This is a genomic window from bacterium (genome assembly GCA_021372615.1).
In the GTDB taxonomy this organism is placed as follows: domain Bacteria; phylum Armatimonadota; class Zipacnadia; order Zipacnadales; family UBA11051; genus JAJFUB01.
Genome location: JAJFUB010000013.1, coordinates 29,178 through 46,494 on the forward strand (window position 1 = coordinate 29,178; position 17,317 = coordinate 46,494).

Below are 17,317 nucleotides of genomic sequence, written 5' to 3' on the forward strand. Positions count from 1 at the left end.
CCTCAGTCCTCCCAGTAGGTCACACTCGACGTGTCGCCCTCCCACAGCCGGACGCGGGCCATCGTGATGCCGGGGAAGGGCAACCTGTCCGCAACCTGACGGTAGATGAACGCCGCCAGGTTCTCGGAGGTCACGTTCTGCTCGGCAAAGGCAGGTAGTTCGTTGAGGCAGCGGTGGTCCAGTTCGTCCAGCACCCCGTCGCAGATCGCCTTCAGTTCGCCGAAGTCCAGCAGCATCCCGTTCTGCAGCGGTTGCGGCCCGGCGACCGTGATCTCCACGCGGTAGTTGTGCCCATGCATGCGCGCGCACGGCCCGTCGTAGTCGCGCAGGTGGTGTGCGGCGGAGAAGGTGCGCTGCACCGTCAGTTCGTACATTCGGTCCTCCAGATCGCGGTCGGGGCCGCTCAGTTGTCGCCGATGATGCGCGCCGTCCACATCACGGCATTGCGCAACATCGGCCGCGTGTCGGCGGAGCCCTCGGGGTGACCACTGAACACGACCACTCGTCCCTTCCCCAACGCGCGCACCACAGTGTGTGAGAACGTCGGCAGCGGCGGGTCACCCACGTCGAAGGTCAGGACCGTCTGCTGGTCCTCACTCTTGGGGACGAACAGAGGGCCGCTGGCGTGGGGGAACAGGATCATCCGGCTGGTGTCATAGCCGTCCGTGAGGGGATGGGGCTGGAGCTTCACCCACACCGGCCCACGCACGTTGAACTTGTAGGTCGTGCAGTCCACTAGCCCGTACTGGTTGGCTGTCGTGGCGCCCCCGCAGATGCCGACATACCCCCCGCCATCGTTGACGTACTTGAGCAGCGCCTGCTTGTTGGCGTCCGTCAACCGCAAGCCCCCACCGCCTGGAACGATCAGTGTCTTGTACTGGCTCAGGTCCGTCTTGGCCAGGTCGTCCTCCGAGATGGCCGTCGGCACGGGCAGATCCAGAGCCTGGTACAGACTGTCCGGCCAGTTGAGCAGCGAGGTGGAGCGCCCATAGATGATGCCGACTCTCGCCGCGAAGAGCTGCTCCCGCCGGCGAGCGGCTTCGCCATCGTCGGCGGCCACCAGGCCCGCCATCTCCTCCATCTTGCGGATGTGGGGCAAGGCTGCCTTCGCGGCCAGAGCCTTCACCTGCAGCCGGCTCAGCCAGCGGTTGTAGATCGTCAGTTCGTCGAGATGAGCCTTCGCCCACGGGCCCGTAGCGGGGGACTTGCAGCCAATGCGGATGGTCGCCGGCTGCTCCATGGCCTGGTACGTGGCCGGGTAACCGGTCTCAATGCCATCGCGGTACAGACCCAGGCCGGCCGGGCTGGCGCCCGCACTGTCCCAGGTGATGACCAGGTGGCTCCAGGCGTTGCCCGGCCAGCCCCAACCATAGCGCCGGAAGGTCCTGCCGCCGGTGCGGACCGTCACCTGGGCCGACATCTCCACGTGAGTGAAGGTGACCTCCATGATGGCGGATCCGTCCTGCCGCAGGAACTGCAGGTAGTAGTGATCCTCCATCTCCTTCGGGTCGTGGAGCGGCCTGACCAGTAGCTCCAGGGCGCCGGAAGCCAGGTTAAGCGGCGGCAGATTGGTGTACTCCACGCACTGCCCGCTCTCAAAGTCCCCAGCCTGCCCGGCCTTGCCCTCAACGTATCTGAGCTTGTCGGCACCGGTGACCGACACCGCCCCGGGTGTCGCTGTGGCCGCGCCGTCGAAGGCGACGTGGAACGGCGCCATCAGCGGCGGCAGGTCCGCCGCAAGTGCCGGCACTGACAGCACGGTGAGGAGCAGGAGAAGTCCCGTGGCGTGGCGCATAGTGACTCCGCAATCTGCCGGCGGGAAGCGCAGCGGCTTGGGTCGCACGGCGTTCCCGGGACACTCGAGGAGGGATTGTGATGCCGAACCTGTTTGGCCGCACCTGGACACGTAGCGAGCTGATGAAGCACGTCGGTGACATTGACCAGATCGGCGGCGCGCGCCGTGTGATGCTCGCCGAAGGCAATGAGGCCGGCTGCGAGGCCGTCTTGTTCCGCACCGGCACCGGACTGACCTTCACCTGTCTGGCCGGACGCGGGTTGGACATTGCGTCGGCGGAGTTCTGTGGCCGCTCGCTCTGCTGGCGCTCGCAGACCGGCGACACCGCCGCTCCCTTCTTCGAGCCCGATGGTCTCGGCTGGCTGCGCAACTTCTATGGCGGCCTGGTCATTACGTGCGGCATGAGCTACGCCGGCGCCCCGCACCAGGACACCAGCTCCAGCGAAGGCGAGCCGACCTGGGACCCCGAGACGGGTCAGTGGATTCCCACCGGTAGTCTCGGTCTGCACGGTCGGGTCAGCAACATCCCCGCCAAGAACCTGTACGTGGATGGCGAGTGGCAGGGCGATGACTACGTCTTCTGGGCACAGGGCAAGATGCGGGAAGGCATTGTGTTCGGCGCGAACCTGCTGCTCGACCGCAAGGTCAGCGCCAAGCTCGGCGAGAACACGATCTGGATCCACGATGAGGTCACCAACGAGGGCTGGAACCCCCAGGAGCACATGATGCTGTACCACTGCAACCTGGGCTTCCCGCTGGTGTGGGATGACAGCAAGTACCTCATCAACGCCCGGAGCACTCGCCCCCGCGACGCTGCCGCCGCCCCCTACGTGGACAAGTGGGCCGAGTTCCCCGCTCCGACACCAAACCAGGTGGAATGGGTCTACTACCACGACATGGCTACCGATGCGGACGGCAAGACCATGGTCGGCTTCGCCCGCAAGGGCTCCGGCGACTGCTGTGTGCTGGGGCTGTACATCAAGTACGACAAGAGCCAACTGCCCCACTTCGGCCAGTGGAAGATGCCAGCGGAGGGGACCTATGTGACGGGCCTGGAGCCGGCTACGTGCCGTGTTGAGGGGCGCGTCAAGGACCGCAACGAGGGGCGCCTGAGGGTGCTGCAGCCCGGTGAGACGGCCGCCTACGACCTGGAGATTGGCGTTCTGAACACGCTGGACGAGGTGGCAGAGGTCGAGGCGCAGATCGCCGCGATGAAGTAGCGGCAGAGCGGAACCAGCCGTCGCGTGGCAACGTCCTCTCCCTGCCCCGGCTGCCTGGCTGAACAGGGGTCTTGCACTAGATATCACTAGCAGGTAAACTGCCAAGCGTTCCGCAGGGGTGCCCGGCGCCCCGGGCGTGGTAGCAGTGCTGGAGATGTCAAGGAGGAAGCACCGATGGAGTCCACTGACGAGCTGAGGTTCCATGAAGCCCATGCATGGGTGCGGCAGGAAGGCAATGAGCTAGTCATCGGCATCACCGATTACGCGGCTGAGCAACTGGGGGATGTGGTCTTCATCGAACTGCCCGAGGTGGGGACAACCATCACGGCCGACGATCCCTTCGGCAGCATCGAGTCCCCGAAGGCTGTCGAGGACCTGGTGGCTCCGGTCAGCGGCGAGGTCGTACGCCGCAACGACGAGGTCGTGGACAGCCCCGAGACCGTCAACGACGACCCTTACGGCGAGGGCTGGCTGATCGCGGTCAAGGCCGACGAGAACACCGATCTCGACGCCCTGATGAGCCGCGATGAGTACAATGACGCCCTGGAGGCTCTGGGCGAGGACGACGAGGCCGACGACGACCTGCTCGACGAAGACGAGGAGGAATAGCGCGCCGGCACAGACCTCCCGGACGCCCCGTGCGGCGTCGTCCGCATGCGCTGGTTCACTCAGACGAGGCGGCCGGTTCATCAGATCGGCCGCCTCGTTCATTCCCCTGCCCGATACACCATGAGCAAGCCAAGACACTGGCGATTGATCTACAGCGGGCCTGCTGACGGAGCCCGGAACATGGCCGTGGATGAGGCCATGCTCGAGGCTGGCGTGGCGGGGCTCATCCCGCCGACGCTGCGTTTCTACGCCTGGCAGCCGCCGGCGGTGTCGCTCGGGTTCTTCCAGCCCCTCGACGACCGCATCAGCCTGACTGAGATCGCCGCGCGCGGCTTCGGCCTGGTCCGGCGCCCCAGCGGCGGGCGCGCCATCCTGCACAAGGACGAACTCACGTACAGCGTGGTCGTCGCTGACGACCTCATCCCGGACGGCCGCAGCGTCATGGGGTCATACCGGACGCTCTCCCGCGGCATTGAGGCGGGGCTGGGGCTCCTGGGCCTGGGCGCCGAACTGGCCGACCGGGCCACGCCTGAGCGCATGAAGGCCCAGGGCCTGCCCACCGTGTGCTTCGCCAAGGCGGCCAAGTGCGACATGACCGTCTCGGGCCGCAAGATCGTCGGCAGCGCCCAGACCCGCCGCCGCGGTGTCATCATGCAGCACGGCTCGGTGCCGATCCATCTCGACCCGGCCGAGCACCTGGCGGTCATGCCGGGCGAGGGCACGGATGAAGCCAGCCAGCAGCGTCTGCTGCAGAAGGCCTGTGGCGTAGCAGACGCACTGGGGCGGTCGGTCCCATTCGAGGAGCTGGCGGAGGCTTTGCGGCGGGGCTTCGAGCAGCGCCTCGGCATTGTGTTGGAGCCCGGCGAATTGACGGCGTGGGAACTGGCCAAGGCCGATGAGCTGTACGCCACCCGCTACGCGACACGCGCGTGGACTGACCATCCCGCCAAGCGCGGGGAGGAGTAGCCACCGTCGCCCCCTCACCGCCTATTCCGCCACGACCTCCACATCGTCAAACCACACCTTCCCCGTCCCGTCCATCACGTTCAGGTACAGGCCCATCGTCGTCCCGGCCGGCTTGATGTGCTCGATCCTCAACTCCCGCCACACCCCCTGTGTGCTCAGCCCCTTGACTTCCTTGGTGCCCTCCGCCGCGCCCGTTGCCCAGACACGGACTGTGCCGCGGAAGTCAGCGTCGGTGAGGTACCACACGCGCAGTGCGTAGCTCTTTCCCGCTTCGACAGGGGTGTCACCACGGTACCATCGGCCCCAGGCCTTCGTACGCGCCCGCTTCTCATCTTCGGCGCTTCCTAACTCCTGGCACCCGATCAGGCCGGCGGTCTGGCCAGTGCGGTGCTTGCCCGCATCGCGCTCGAAGCGGAACTTCCCGCTCTGGACATTCTGGCCCCATGTCGTCGGCTCCGCCTCGAAGCCTCCGTCCTTGACCAGGTTGGCTGCACTGGGAGCGTCGCTGGCACAAAGCCATACCGGCTTCCACAGGCCTCCGGCCCCGGCATTGTCCTCCACGCACACGGCGAGGACGTTGGGTCCGTCCGCGCGTGCCCGATCCGTAATGTCCACCTCGAAGGACTCGCGCCAGGAATCGGTGTTGCCCTGGAACGGGTAGGGCCGCTGCAGGATCAGCTCGCTGTTGAGCCAGACCTTGCAGGCCTCGTCCGCCGCGCCGAAGACGAGCCGCACCTGCCGAGGCTTGTCGCTCCTCGGCACAGTGAACGTCGTGCGATACCAGGCCAGTCCGTCATAGTCGGCCTTGTGCTCGGCCTTCCACTGCTTGCCGATCTCCTGGTTCTCCCACGCGGCGGTCGTGTTGATGGCGTGCCACTTGTCGTCAGCGAAGCCAACGGCGAACCATCTCTCCGCCTCGCCGATCTTCTGCGGGTCCCACATGAACTTCCACGGGTCGGGCAGGCACTGGCCGGGCTGGGCCATCAGCCGGATCAGGTCGCGGTCCCATGTCAGGCTCTCCGACCACGCGAGGTAGGCCATGTTAGCAATGAACTCGCCCTCATGCGCGGCGCGGAACTCATCCAGTGCCGCGAGCGCGGCCACGTAGTCATCCAGCTTGCCGGTCTGGCGATACTCACGGAACGCCCGCTGCGTGGCCAGCGTCAGCTCGGCATTGCGCAGGCCGCTGTCCAGGAACGTCACCCGCGTTTCCGCGTCGGCGTCGCCCCTGGCGGCCATCGTGGCCTTCTCCAGCAAGGCACGCCCCTTCATCATGACGTCGGGCATGAAGATCACGTCGGCATCGCGATAGAGGCGCGACCAGTGCAGGTCCGCAGCCTCGTAAGCCTTGTCGGTCACGCCGGCCGAGACGCGCGCCCAGTGCTCGAAGTACGCCTGCACCGCCGGAGCGGCCTTGCCAAAGGCGCTGTAGTACTCGGCCAGGACCTTCGGGGGCTCCAGGCCCGGATCGTCATGCAGGCGCGCCAGCATGTACAGGTTCGGCCCCTGGGTAGCGTACTGCCCTGTGAGCGAGTCAAAGTCCGTACCAATGAGGCCGTGCTTCGCGGCGAACTGGAAGTCCTCGCCCAGGGCCTGCGCGATGTTGAGCGGCAGGTTGTGTCCGTCGAGCATGTAGTTGGGGCGCAGAAACATGCGCGCCCCGGTCGCCGACCAGCCGTTCCACTGCTCGATGAAGGCCTGGCGCTTCTCCGCGGTCCACGGGTACATCAGCGCCGGGACGACGCCGATGATGATGTGGTCGTTCAGCATTGTTCTGTGCGGGGGCTTGACGTAGTTGGCGTACGCGTAGCCCATCACGATAGCCTCGGGGTCCACCTTCTGCGCCTCGGCCTGCAGGGCCAGGTACGTGCGGGCGTAGCGATCCGATAGCGAGCCAAGAGCCTCGACCCACTGGGGGTCGCCGGCCTCGAAGCGCCGTGTGGCCTCCGCTGCACGCTGGTCGAACGGCACCTTGCTGTCCGGGTCGGGCTCATCCAACGCCAGGCACTGCGGGCAGGTGCATCTGCCGGGGGTGTCATTCTCGCTGGCGTCCACGTGCGGCCGGTCCGGGCTGCGCCTGGCGGCCCAGTCGGCGATCTTCTGGCGGATGAAGCCGGGGTTGCTCACGCACATGGAGATGAGGCTGGGCGAGCCGCCGTGGTAGGTCGGGTCGGAGCGCCGTGTGCCGTCGGGCAGCAGGTTGAAGTACTCGGGGTGATCGGCGTGGTACTTGTCCCACCACTGGGTGTAGGCGTGGGCCATGTCCATGTTGACGCCCATCGCGAACCGATGCCGACGTAACCACTTCCCTTGCTCGTTGAGGAAGACAGAGCGGTTCTTCTGGTCGGCCCAGCCCTTCGGCCCGGACATGGCGGCGCCACCCTCGCGCCACCGCGCATGCACGAAGGGCGGCGCGAAGGCCTGGTCGGCGAAGGTGGCGGCGATGTCGGCCTGGCGAGGGATGACTTCGCCCAGAGGGCCCGGCCACAGCCAGCGCACCCCAAGCTGCTTCTCCAGCAGGTCATACACCGCGAACAGCGTGCCGACGTGCGTGCGGTTGCCGTGCTGTACCCAGAACACGTCGCCCGGGCTGTCGTCGCCGATGAGGTGCAGATTGCCGGCGGCACTCCGCGCCAGGTAGCCGTTGGGCCTGAGCTGATCGAGCTTCAGGCCGAGCGCCAGCGTCGCCTTGCACGGCCCCAGGAAGAGCAGGCCCGTGCCCGTCCGGCAGTCGGCCTCCCTCACGATAGGCAATGTGGCGCCGCTGGCTCTGGCTACGTGGTACTGCAACTCCTCCGCCGCAGCCTTGACGACAGGGAGAGCCTCGTCGGGGATAACCAGCGTGGCGACGGGTGCTCCGGCGCGCGTGAGCTGCAGGGCGGAATGGGCCGGCGCGATGGCGGCGGTTAGCAGCGATAGCAGTACCATGGTTCGCAGCATGGAGGGCTCCGGGGGACACGGCGTCTAGGTCCGCTGAATGTAGTTCATCCGCAGCGTCGCCAGGATCTGCTCCACCTCGCGCTTCTCGGCGCCGCTGAGGCTCTCGCCCAGGGCTGTCTGGATGTAGGCTATGGTGTCAATGGCCAGCCGCGCCTGCGGCAGGTCCATCTTGGTCTCCTTGGCTCCCGGAGCCAGTTGCAGGCCCAGGTGGACCCACGCCTGCTCAACACACATGCCGAACACCATCCGCAAGATGCCGTGCATGTCAATCTGCACGGCCTCCTCGGCCGGCGTCTCGGCTGCGGTGTTCTCGGCTCCAGCGTCGCTGTCAGGCGCGGGCGCAGGCCCATCAGGCCCTGTCTCCGGAGCCGCCGCTTCCTCGTTCTGGTGGCCGATGCGCTTGTCCACCTTGTGGTACGTCTCCTGCTGTTCCTCGTCGCGGTCATCAACCATGGTCGTCACCTCACTCCGGGCTGCCACCCGAGTCCGGGTATGTCCACGCGCACGTTGCGTCCGGCCTCGCCGAAGGCACAGCGCACGCCGGTCAGCTGCTCGATCACGTCGGCATTCGTCTGCAGGTGTCCCGTCAGCCGCGGCGTCACATACGACGATGGACCGTCGGCCAGGGCGCAGTAAAGCTGCAACTGGTCCGCCAGGCGCTCGTCCACCGTCGCTTCGCTGGCGAGGAAGTCGCGCAGCTGCCGCCCGGCCTCTGCCCCGACCTCCTCGGCCTTCTTGCCGCGCTCACCGAGTGCGGTGAAGCCCCCGCCGCCGGGCTCGAAGGCTGCCACCGTCATGCAGGTCGTCCCCGACCCGCCGGACCGTGGCTGCTCCTCGCGTTGCTTCACCGTACCTAACCCCGGCACTTGCGCCGCCGCCGCCTGGTTCTGCCGCTCGGCAATGTGTCGCGGCAGGTGGTCGGAGACGATGCTGCGGGAGGACAGCCGCCACCCCTGCCCCCGCACCTCCAGCGTCAGCGGTCGCAACGGCCCCGTCAGTGGCTCCACCCAGGCCTCGATCTCGCCCCCTCCCACCGGGTACCAGCCGGCGCAGTTACGGTGTAGCTCTACTGCCACGCCCATGCGCGCAACCGTCGGCACGAAGACATCCTGCAGGTATGTGAAGACGGGGCTCCAGGGGACGTCGGTTCCCCCGCGCAGCACTACATGCGAGGCCTGACACGCGAACAGTAACGGCGGCAGGATCGCCTGGAGGATCAGTCCCACCGACCCAGCGCTAGGGGCGACATCAGCGACGTCAAACACAAAGCTCCCGCCGGCCAGACCACCTGGCTGCAGCGCGATGGCCTGCGACCGCAACTCGTCACCTTCCAGGCGGCCCTGGCAGACGGCCGCCACCGCGCGACAGGCTGTCAGGTGCTGCGCAGCCAGACCGGGCTTGGGCCGCCCGGCACGGATACTGGCGATTCGCACCGGCTTGCCCAGCACGGCCGCCAGCGATAGGCTGGTGCGCAGCATCTGCCCACCGCCCTCGCCCCGGGAGCCGTCAATGACCAGTACATCACTCATGGAGCGTCAGCAGCAGAACTCCATGCTCTGCACTTCCACGCCCTCGATGGCGGCCAGCTTCTCGCCCAACTCACGGCACTTGGTCTCGTCCCCGAACATCTCCAGCAGCAGCAGCCCCTTGGCCGAGCAGAAGCTGTCGTCCACATTGTGCAGGCCCAGGCGCGTCTTGATGTGGCAACCATACTCGGTGAGCAGAGACTGCACCGACGCCGCGCCGGCCATGCGGTCCGTCAGCAACACGCCGTAGATCAGCCGCTTGTCTTTCATCATCCGCACCTCTCATCCTGTGCTCGGGATGGTACAATAACCAGGCTACACGTCTCACCATAGTTCCCGGCAGGGGGCGGAGATTCCTTGTTCGTCCCCCTCAGCCAACGAGGTGCATCTTGTCCGACCAGTACCGACTTGAGCATGACTTGCTGGGCGCGCGCCAGGTCCCGGCCCAGGCCCTGTACGGCATTCACACGGACCGGGCGCTCGAGAACTTCCCGCTCACCGGCCGTCGCGTCAACCCCGCCCTCGTTCACGCCTATGGGGCCGTGAAGCTGGCATGCGTGCGGACGAATGCGGAGTTGGGGTACCTCGAACTGCCCGCCACGACCGAGGCTCTGCAGCAAGCCTGCCACGAGATGATGGAGGGCCTGCTTGATGAGCACGTCGTCGTGGACGCCCTCCAGGGCGGCGCGGGGACCTCGACCAACATGAACGTGAACGAGGTGCTCGCCAACCGCGCTTTGCAGACCATGGGACTGCCCTTGGGGAGCTACGAGGTCGTCAGCCCGCTGGATCATGTGAACCTGCACCAGTCCACGAATGACACCTACCCGACGGCGCTGAAGGTCGCGGCGATCAACCTGCTGCGCGAGTTGGAGCGCGACGTGATCCAGTTGCTCGAGGAGTTCCAGCGGAAGGAGCGCGCCACAGCGGGAGTTGTGAAGGTCGGGCGCACACAGCTGCAGGACGCGGTGCTCACAACGGTGGGGCGCGAGATGTCCGCTTACGCCGAGGCCTTCGCGCGCGACCGCTGGCGCATCTTCAAATGCGAGGAGCGTCTGCGGGTCGTCAACCTCGGCGGCACGGCCATCGGCACCGGACTGGCCGCCCCGCGCCGGTACATCTTCCGGGTCATCGAGCACCTGCGCGACATCACCCACCTGGGTCTGGCACGCGCCGAGAACATGGTCGAGGCCACCCAGAACACCGATGTCTTTGTCGAGGTCAGCGGCATCCTGAAGGCCTGCGCGAGCAATCTGCTCAAGGTCGCCACCGACCTTCGCCTGCTCTCCAGCGGCCCGGACGCGGGGTTCGGGGATATCCGCATCCCCGCGCGCCAGGCGGGCTCCTCCATCATGCCGGGCAAGGTCAACCCGGTCATCCCCGAGGCGGTCAGCCAGGCGGCGATGCAGGTGATGGCGAATGACCAGACCATCGCAATGGCGTGCAGCCTGGGCAACCTGGAGCTGAACGCCTTCCTGCCGATCATCGCGGATGCCCTGCTCGGCAGCCTGGACCTGCTGCGCCGCGCGTGCGACATCTTCACCCGTCTGTGCGTGAAGGGCATCGAGCCGAACGAGTCCAGAACGCGGCAGCAGGTCGCCAGCGCCACGGCGACGGTCACGGCGCTCGTGGAGCACATCGGCTACCACAAGGCCCAGGAAGTCGCCGCTCGCGCCAGCGCGGAGGGTAAGCCCGTCCGCGACGTGGCCGTCGAGATGGGGCTGCTGACGGCGGAGGAGTTCGACGAGTTGACGAGCCCGGAGGCGGTGACGAGGCTGGGGAGCCCGGAGGGGACGAGTAGGCACGATACCGAATGGGAGGGATGATGAATGCCAGATATAGGGATTGAGACATACGGATGCGGTGGCCGTACCAGACAGGTGCTTGGTGATGTCTGCCTCGAAGTCAACGGATGCCAGACCGTCTACCACTGTGCTCTTGGGGACGATCACCGCGCTGATGCGCCGTCAGTGGACACTGGCTCGCTGGACGCGCTGGTAGAGCAGCTTACTGATGGGGGGCACGTCAAGGTCATCGTCACCGACCTGCCATTTGATGACAACTGGTTCGCACACCATCGCCGGCGCGCTGCGGTGCTCACGACCGCCGACTGGGATGACTACTACGCGCCTCCGCCGCTGAAGACGTACCTCAAGTACATTCTGGCGCAGAGCCTGCTTCTGTCGGCCGCCGATCTCGACGAAGACGCAGTGCTCGACCGGCACCCCCATCTCCATCAGACGCATGCATGCTGCTTTGATCTGTGTGCCTGGAAGACAGACATCCGGTTCGGCCTGCAGTCTGGAGCTTTGTGCCACGAGTGCCGATCACTCCTCCAGCAGATGGGCGCACGGCGCGACGCTATGGAGGCCGCGGACCAGATCCTCGACCAGGTGCGGTACGAGGCACTCGCACGAGCGCATGCATACGAGCCCCGGTCGGCTTTCGTGGTGATGCCGTTCACCACAGCCGGCGACGACAATGAGGAATGCTACAAGTGCGCGATCGCGCCCGCGTTGGAGGACGTTGGCCTGCGGCCGGTCAGGTATGACGAACAGCGCAGGCCCGGGCGCATCTACGACGGAGTGCTCGACTGCATCGCTCGATGTGGGGTCGTGGTGGCCAAGGTGAACCCGCTCGACAGGGAGCAGTCTGTTCGCCCGAACGTTGCTCTCGAAGCTGGGCTAGCGTACGGCATGCGCAAACCGACGTTCCTCATATGCCGCACGGACAAGATGGACAAGTTCAAGAAGCGGTGCTCAGACCTGTCAAACGAGCATCTGGTCGGGTACCGGGTTGGGGCATACGGTGAGTTGCGCGCTGAACTTGTCCAGTGGCTGCGACACTATGCCGGCTAGAACGCGCCCGGCGCGCCTGTGCCATCGGCCCCCGCAGGCGGCGACCGACAGTAGCCACGGGTGGAGCGCAGCGCAACCCGTGGATTCTGGCTCCCTATTCCTCTGCTCTCGCGTGTCGTGGCGCCTGTCCGCGTCCGTTCCGGGCAGCGGCCAGAATGCAGTCTCTGTGCATATTGGCCGGGCCGCCGCTCAGGCCTCCCACCCCGCCAATCTCAGCATCTCCGCCACCGGCACAAACAGTGGGGAGTCGTGATCGCCCCCGGGCACTTCCCAGTATGTGAAGCGCGGCTGGTGCTGCAGCGCGGCAGCTTCCTCGCGGACCTTGTCCACCGGGATCAACGCGTCGCACTCGCCGCTCGCCAGCAGGAACGGCATCGTCAGCCGGTCGGTGCGGGCGATGACCGAATGGGCTGCATAAACCTCCGGCACTTCCTCCGGCGTGCCCCCGTAGGCCGTGATGATTGCCTGCGCGAGGTCCTGGAGCACGGGCAGATCGCTCTGCCGCGCGAAGTCCAGCCGGTCCGCGAGATCACATGCGCCCAGCGCCACGAGCCCTCGCACGCGCTCGGGGTGGCGGACGGCGAAGATCTGGGCGCTCGACGCCCCGCCTGAGCCACCCAGGAAGATGAACCCCGCCCGTGGGGAGAAGCGCGCCTCGATCTCGTCCAGCAAGTCCGCCGTGTCCACCACCGTCTTGGGGCACATGTACGTCGTGCCGCGCAGGTTGGGTGTCAGGAGGCCCATGCCTTCTTCCAGGAAGACCGGCAGGAAGTGGTCGCGGATGTCCCGGCGGGTGTAGAGCTGATCCCCGGTCGAGAAGGAGCCGTGCAGGTAGACCAGGACGGGCTTGCCCGGGTCGCCGGGACGGAACAGTGCCCAGTCGTGCAGGCCGTCCACGTCGCTGGTGAAGCTCAGCCGCGTCGTGCCCTGAGGGAACACCTCGCCGTCGCCGATGTCCACAATGTCCGTGACCTTCATGCTCAGTACACGCTCCTATCGTGCGGTTCGCCGCCGTCAGCCCGAGCCCTGCCCGCCATCGGAGGGTCGGGGCCAGGGCGTCGCTTCAGATCGCGCTTGCCTAGATGCGGCGCAACGTGTAACTTGTATTCACTCTGTGACGTGGCGCCGGTCCGCACACGGCGCCACGTCGCTGCTATCTTGGATCGGAGCACCACATGCGCCAAGGCTTGCCGGGTTACTGCCGCCGCTCCCTCGCCATCCTGCTGGTCCTGGGTGGGGCTCTTCCGCTATCGGCGGCTGACTGGCCCGGCTTTCAGGGCCCGGGGCGGCGGAACGTCTGGGACGAGACGGGCATCATGCGCCAGTTCCCGGCCGAGGGGCTGAAGGCGGTGTGGCGCACGCCGATCGGCCCTGGCTACGGCGGGGCGGCCGTGGCCGGGGGGCGTGTGTTCGTGGGCGACTACCTGAAGCGCGAGGGGGGCGGCGTTGAGCGCGTGGTGTGCCTCGACGAGCAGACCGGGCAGATCCTGTGGGCCTATGAGAACCCCCGGGCCGATTACACCAAGATCGCCTACAACAGCGGCCCCCGCTCCACACCAACGGTGGACGGCGACCGGGTGTACTTCGTGGGTGCGGGCGGCGATCTGTACTGCTTGAGGACCGAGACGGGGGTCCCGCTGTGGCAGGTGAACCTGCCGGCCCAGTTCCAGGCCAAGATCGCGCCCTGGGGGTATGCCGGCAGCCCGCTGGTGCAGGGCAACCTTGTCATCACCGGGGCGGGCGCACCGCAAGCCCGGCTCGTGGGGCTGGACAAGATGACCGGGCAGGAGGTCTGGCGGGCGCTTCCCACGTCCAGCGACCTGGGCTACGGCTCACCGATCATCGTCCGGACCGGCGGTGTGGACCAACTCATCAGCTACACACCCGGCGAAGTCGCCTCGCTCGACCCACAGACGGGGAAGGTGTACTGGCAGATCCCGTTCCCGGGGGTGCAGTGCTGCATGACCCCGGCGTTCGACGCAAGCCGCCTCCTGGTCAGCAACTTCTACACCGGCTCAGCGCTCATCACACTTGCTCCCGACCAGCCCGCAGCGGTGCTCGCGTGGAAGTTCGGCGGGCAGAACGAGGTCAAGACCGAGGGGCTCCATGCCCTGATGTGCTCCCCCGTGTTCAGCGGCAACTACTTCTACGGGGTCTGCAGCTACGGACAGTTCCGCTGCCTCAATGCCCAGGATGGGCAGCGTGTGTGGGAGACGCTCGACGTCACCCGCGAGAACCGGCGCTGGGCCAATGCGTTCATCGTGCGCAACGGCGACGTGTTCTTCGTCAACAACGACCGCGGTGAACTGATCATCGCCGACCTGCAACCAGACCACTACCGCGAGCTGAGTCGGATGCAGCTGATCAAGCCAACGTCCGGCGGGGCCGGAGCACGAGAGCTGGGCAAGGTGAACTGGGTGCCCCCGGCCTATGCCAACCGGCATATCGTCATCCGCAATGACGAAGAGATCATCCGCGTGTCACTGGCGCAATAGCGGAAACACTCGTGCCCCCGACGACACTAACAAGAACCGCTACGACCCGGTGTCACTGCATGGAACGCCCATCCCTGCCGACCGCTGTCGCGTGTCTCCTGCTGCTCGCCTGGGCGCTGAGCAGCGCCGCGGCTGCCCCTTCGTCCTTCCCCGCACCCGAGCCACTGCACATTGGCGTGGCCGGCGACTACCCGGACGGGCTGGACGGCGTGCTGGCAGTACGGGGGCTGCCGCATGAGCGCATCTTCCCATGGGAGTTGGCTGACCCGGCGGTGCTGAAGCAGTACGACCTGCTACTGCTGTCGTCGCCGGTCGCGACGCGCGGGGACCTAGATCCGGCTCTGCGTGGCTGGGTAGCGGCCGGCGGGCGAGCGTACATCGAGGTCTGGGCGGGGATGCGGGGCCCCTGCCCCTTCGCGGACCTCGTCTTTGTCGGCGGGAATACGCCGCTGCAGGCGGACACGCTCCTCTCAGCCGCGGAGAGCCCCATCCTCGCCGGGCTGGACCGCGCGCTGCCGATCAACACGTTCCATCTGCAGGGCACGTTTCTCCGGCCGTTGCGACCCGAGGCGAAGGTGCTGGCGCAGTTCTGCCCTGACGGCGGCGGCACGCCGTACCCGTACGGGGTGGCGGCCATCGCCCTGCCGTACGGGCAAGGCGAGATCGTCTATTCGGGCTCACCTTTGTCGTTCTGTTGCTTCCATCGGGGCCCAACCACCGAGCCATTCCTCATGAACATCATCGGCTATCTGGCTCGTGGCCGCGCCGTCGCCCGTCTGACGACGGGCGCGCCCGAGCCTGAGGAAGCGACCGGGGCGCCGCCGCCGACGGGAATGATGCCGGGGCAGAGCGCCGAGAGCGCCGCCAAGCCTCCGCCCGGACTGGTGCTGGTGGAGGCGGAGGCAGAAGACCCCTACAATGTGGGGCTCACGATCAAGCCCCCACCGCGTCCGAGTGACCAGCCGGCGGCCATCGTCCTCGACGCGCACTACAGCCCTCGGGGCCAGCTCCAGCGGCCGGCGCTCTGGTTGGTGCTGACCAGAGAAGGCCTAACGCTGCGGGCCGGGGCGACGGCGAAGTCACCCGCGTTGGCTTCAGCGAGGTGGCAGCCCCCCGCCCAGGCCACGCCACTGCTGATTCGGCGACGCGCTGGCAGTGTAGCGGTGACGGTGGGCGAGAACGAACTGCTGCGAGCGACGACGACCGTGGCCCCAGGCGGGGCCATCGCTGCCGCCAGTGGCTGCGTCAGTCTGATGCAGGCCCACTACCAGCCCGTGGCGCCGCCCGACTTCGCCGATGACTTCATGCGTGACCCCGGAGACCCCAGCCCCTGGACCACGGTGAGCGGACAGTGGCGGGTCGTTGGCCTGGGCAATGAGGAGCAGTCCGTCAATGGCTTCTACCTGCAGGGCACCGGGGCAACCGAGGCGCTGACGGCGACAGGCGACAGCTGGTGGGAGAACTACGCGGCCAGCGTGGCGGCCCGGCTCGACGGTGACGGGGCGGCCGGGTTGTGCGCGCTACGGCAGGACAACGGTGACTACGTGGCCTTCACCGCGGACTCGTCGCGGCAGGCTTCGGCGGCACTGAAGCTCGTGCAGGTGCGCGGGCAAAAGGAGACGGTGCTGGCCCAGAAGGCCGGGGGCATCGCGCCCGGGCAATGGGTGCGGCTCACGATCCGCGTGCAGGGGGACAGGACCGAGGGCCTACTCGACGGTCAACCGGTGCTGCGGGCCTCGCACCGTGAAGTGCGCGGCGGGGGGATCGGGCTGCTCATGCGCGGCGGCGGCGCGCGCTTCGATGACGCGATGGTGCAGGCGGCCACGGAGGCGCTGACATCGCCACGGCATGAGGGGTCGCCGGCCGCAGATGTGCCGCCCTCGTTGGGGCCGCAGGATGCGCTGACATGGGCCAATGCGGCAGCGGCCTGGACGGCCTCGGCAGAACGGCCGTCGCTGCTCTGGCATGAGGGGCAGTTTGGCACCCTCACGTGCTCGCTGCGCCTGGAGCCGGTATCGGAGCCCGCGTTGCGGCGTCTGATCCTGGCGCCATCGTCGGCAGCCCCGGAGGCGGAGTGGCTGACCCTCACAGCGGAGGCGCTGCCCGGCACCAGGCAGGTGCAGGTGGTGCTGCAAGCTCCCGGCCAAGCGGCGGCGGAGAAGCACGTGGAGGCGGCAGAGACCGGGCGCCTGGTCCTGTCCCGAGAAGGCGAGCGGATCACCGTCACGTGGAACAAGCAGCCGCTGCTACGCACGACTTGCGCAGCCCCGCTGCCCTGTGTTGGCCTGGAAGTCATGGGGCCACCCCTGCCGGTGGAGGGCGTGCGCGTCACCGGCCCGCAGGTGCGAGACTACATGTTCGGCGTCGCGCCGGTGGACTGGCAGGTGTCAGCCGGCACGTGGGAGGTCGCCTCACGCTGGGCATGCGACAACCGCTGGTCATGGTTCGCCGGTTGGGGCTACGGCGACTTCGCGACGTGGAACAAGCACCGTATAGACGGCGATGTGGCGATGGAGTACACGATGGGGATAAAAATGCAGGCGCCGGGCGGGTCCGAGACCACGCGCTGCCGCGACCTGAATGCGGTTCTGTGCGGTGACATGACCAACCCACGTACCGGCTATAGCTTCATCGTGGGGGGCGATGGCGGCGTCAAGACACAACTGCTCCGCAACGGTGCGGTTGTGGCGGAGGCGCCCGACATGCGCGTGCCGGGTGGCTACGGCATCCATCACGAGTGGTTCCGGGTGCGTGTGGCGCGCATCGGGCACCGGGTGGAGATGGACTTCGAGGGCCGCCCCGTATTCCGCTACAACGACCCCGAGCCGCTGCTTGGTGGCTTCGTGGGCCTGTGGAGCCGTGACAACGGCATCCTCGTGCCGCGGGTGACGATCTACCAGTAGCCCGG

Annotated in this window: 14 protein-coding genes; 7 read left to right on the top strand and 7 right to left on the bottom strand. The window is 67.2% G+C overall.

Annotated elements, in window-relative coordinates; translation table 11 throughout:
- Window positions 1-2 precede the first annotated feature (2 nt).
- Window positions 3-374 carry a 6-carboxytetrahydropterin synthase QueD gene (gene queD, locus LLH23_01185; protein ID MCE5237090.1) on the bottom strand — a complete coding sequence of 124 codons (372 nt, stop codon included), beginning with the start codon at window positions 372-374 and terminating at the stop codon, window positions 3-5.
- 29 nt (window positions 375-403) lie between these two features.
- On the bottom strand, window positions 404-1,795 hold the full coding sequence (locus tag LLH23_01190; GenBank protein MCE5237091.1) for a LamG domain-containing protein: 1,392 nt from the start codon (window positions 1,793-1,795) through the stop codon (window positions 404-406).
- A gap of 80 nt (window positions 1,796-1,875) precedes the next feature.
- Between LLH23_01190 and LLH23_01195 the strand changes: the two genes are divergently transcribed.
- The 3 genes from LLH23_01195 to LLH23_01205 all read left to right on the top strand — a co-directional run bounded on the left by LLH23_01195 (window position 1,876) and on the right by LLH23_01205 (window position 4,590).
- Window positions 1,876-3,015, top strand: coding sequence for an aldose 1-epimerase family protein (locus tag LLH23_01195; protein MCE5237092.1), 1,140 nt, complete (start codon window positions 1,876-1,878; stop codon window positions 3,013-3,015).
- Window positions 3,016-3,189: 174 nt separating this feature from the next.
- Entirely contained in the window at window positions 3,190-3,624 is a 435-nt protein-coding gene (gene gcvH, locus LLH23_01200; GenBank protein ID MCE5237093.1) for a glycine cleavage system protein GcvH, read from the top strand.
- 180 nt (window positions 3,625-3,804) lie between these two features.
- Window positions 3,805-4,590 (top strand): lipoate--protein ligase family protein, encoded by a 786-nt coding sequence (locus LLH23_01205; GenBank protein MCE5237094.1) that lies wholly within the window; start codon window positions 3,805-3,807, stop codon window positions 4,588-4,590.
- A 21-nt stretch (window positions 4,591-4,611) separates the two neighbouring features.
- Here LLH23_01205 and LLH23_01210 read toward each other — a convergent pair whose 3' ends face one another.
- The 4 genes from LLH23_01210 to LLH23_01225 are packed head-to-tail and all read right to left on the bottom strand — an operon-like array spanning window position 4,612 to window position 9,329.
- Complete coding sequence (locus tag LLH23_01210) at window positions 4,612-7,530, bottom strand: DUF4838 domain-containing protein (protein MCE5237095.1); 2,919 nt, start codon at window positions 7,528-7,530, stop codon at window positions 4,612-4,614.
- A gap of 24 nt (window positions 7,531-7,554) precedes the next feature.
- Window positions 7,555-7,983: a DUF1844 domain-containing protein gene (locus LLH23_01215; protein ID MCE5237096.1), complete on the bottom strand. Its 429-nt coding sequence runs from the start codon at window positions 7,981-7,983 to the stop codon at window positions 7,555-7,557.
- Between the two features lie 5 nt (window positions 7,984-7,988).
- The gene (rtcA, locus tag LLH23_01220; GenBank protein ID MCE5237097.1) at window positions 7,989-9,059 is read right to left on the bottom strand and encodes an RNA 3'-phosphate cyclase; all 1,071 of its coding nucleotides are present in this window, start codon (window positions 9,057-9,059) and stop codon (window positions 7,989-7,991) included.
- 6 nt (window positions 9,060-9,065) lie between these two features.
- The gene (locus tag LLH23_01225) at window positions 9,066-9,329 is read right to left on the bottom strand and encodes a hypothetical protein (protein ID MCE5237098.1); all 264 of its coding nucleotides are present in this window, start codon (window positions 9,327-9,329) and stop codon (window positions 9,066-9,068) included.
- Window positions 9,330-9,445: 116 nt separating this feature from the next.
- Here LLH23_01225 and LLH23_01230 point away from each other — a divergent pair, with 116 nt between their 5' ends.
- Both LLH23_01230 and LLH23_01235 read left to right on the top strand, forming a co-directional pair.
- Window positions 9,446-10,882: an aspartate ammonia-lyase gene (locus LLH23_01230; protein ID MCE5237099.1), complete on the top strand. Its 1,437-nt coding sequence runs from the start codon at window positions 9,446-9,448 to the stop codon at window positions 10,880-10,882.
- Window positions 10,883-10,885: 3 nt separating this feature from the next.
- Window positions 10,886-11,914 (top strand): nucleotide-binding protein, encoded by a 1,029-nt coding sequence (locus LLH23_01235; protein ID MCE5237100.1) that lies wholly within the window; start codon window positions 10,886-10,888, stop codon window positions 11,912-11,914.
- A gap of 189 nt (window positions 11,915-12,103) precedes the next feature.
- Here LLH23_01235 and LLH23_01240 read toward each other — a convergent pair whose 3' ends face one another.
- Complete coding sequence (locus LLH23_01240) at window positions 12,104-12,892, bottom strand: alpha/beta hydrolase (GenBank protein MCE5237101.1); 789 nt, start codon at window positions 12,890-12,892, stop codon at window positions 12,104-12,106.
- A 197-nt stretch (window positions 12,893-13,089) separates the two neighbouring features.
- On the opposite strand from LLH23_01240, the gene LLH23_01245 reads away from it, so the two are divergent.
- Together LLH23_01245 and LLH23_01250 are read left to right on the top strand one after the other, a co-directional pair.
- The gene (locus tag LLH23_01245; protein MCE5237102.1) at window positions 13,090-14,409 is read left to right on the top strand and encodes a PQQ-like beta-propeller repeat protein; all 1,320 of its coding nucleotides are present in this window, start codon (window positions 13,090-13,092) and stop codon (window positions 14,407-14,409) included.
- Window positions 14,410-14,468: 59 nt separating this feature from the next.
- Window positions 14,469-17,312 carry a DUF1080 domain-containing protein gene (locus LLH23_01250; GenBank protein MCE5237103.1) on the top strand — a complete coding sequence of 948 codons (2,844 nt, stop codon included), beginning with the start codon at window positions 14,469-14,471 and terminating at the stop codon, window positions 17,310-17,312.
- Window positions 17,313-17,317: the final 5 nt, after the last annotated feature.

Excerpts from the sequence above, each read along its gene's own strand:
- queD (MCE5237090.1), bottom strand. The coding sequence starts at position 374 with ATGTACGAACTGACGGTGCAGCGCACCTTCTCCGCCGCACACCACCTG.
- LLH23_01190 (MCE5237091.1), bottom strand. The coding sequence starts at position 1,795 with ATGCGCCACGCCACGGGACTTCTCCTGCTCCTCACCGTGCTGTCAGTG.
- LLH23_01195 (MCE5237092.1), top strand. The coding sequence starts at position 1,876 with ATGCCGAACCTGTTTGGCCGCACCTGGACACGTAGCGAGCTGATGAAG.
- gcvH (MCE5237093.1), top strand. The coding sequence starts at position 3,190 with ATGGAGTCCACTGACGAGCTGAGGTTCCATGAAGCCCATGCATGGGTG.
- LLH23_01205 (MCE5237094.1), top strand. The coding sequence starts at position 3,805 with ATGGCCGTGGATGAGGCCATGCTCGAGGCTGGCGTGGCGGGGCTCATC.
- LLH23_01210 (MCE5237095.1), bottom strand. The coding sequence starts at position 7,530 with ATGCTGCGAACCATGGTACTGCTATCGCTGCTAACCGCCGCCATCGCG.
- LLH23_01215 (MCE5237096.1), bottom strand. The coding sequence starts at position 7,983 with ATGGTTGATGACCGCGACGAGGAACAGCAGGAGACGTACCACAAGGTG.
- rtcA (MCE5237097.1), bottom strand. The coding sequence starts at position 9,059 with ATGAGTGATGTACTGGTCATTGACGGCTCCCGGGGCGAGGGCGGTGGG.
- LLH23_01225 (MCE5237098.1), bottom strand. The coding sequence starts at position 9,329 with ATGATGAAAGACAAGCGGCTGATCTACGGCGTGTTGCTGACGGACCGC.
- LLH23_01235 (MCE5237100.1), top strand. The coding sequence starts at position 10,886 with ATGCCAGATATAGGGATTGAGACATACGGATGCGGTGGCCGTACCAGA.
- LLH23_01240 (MCE5237101.1), bottom strand. The coding sequence starts at position 12,892 with ATGAAGGTCACGGACATTGTGGACATCGGCGACGGCGAGGTGTTCCCT.
- LLH23_01245 (MCE5237102.1), top strand. The coding sequence starts at position 13,090 with ATGCGCCAAGGCTTGCCGGGTTACTGCCGCCGCTCCCTCGCCATCCTG.
- LLH23_01250 (MCE5237103.1), top strand. The coding sequence starts at position 14,469 with ATGGAACGCCCATCCCTGCCGACCGCTGTCGCGTGTCTCCTGCTGCTC.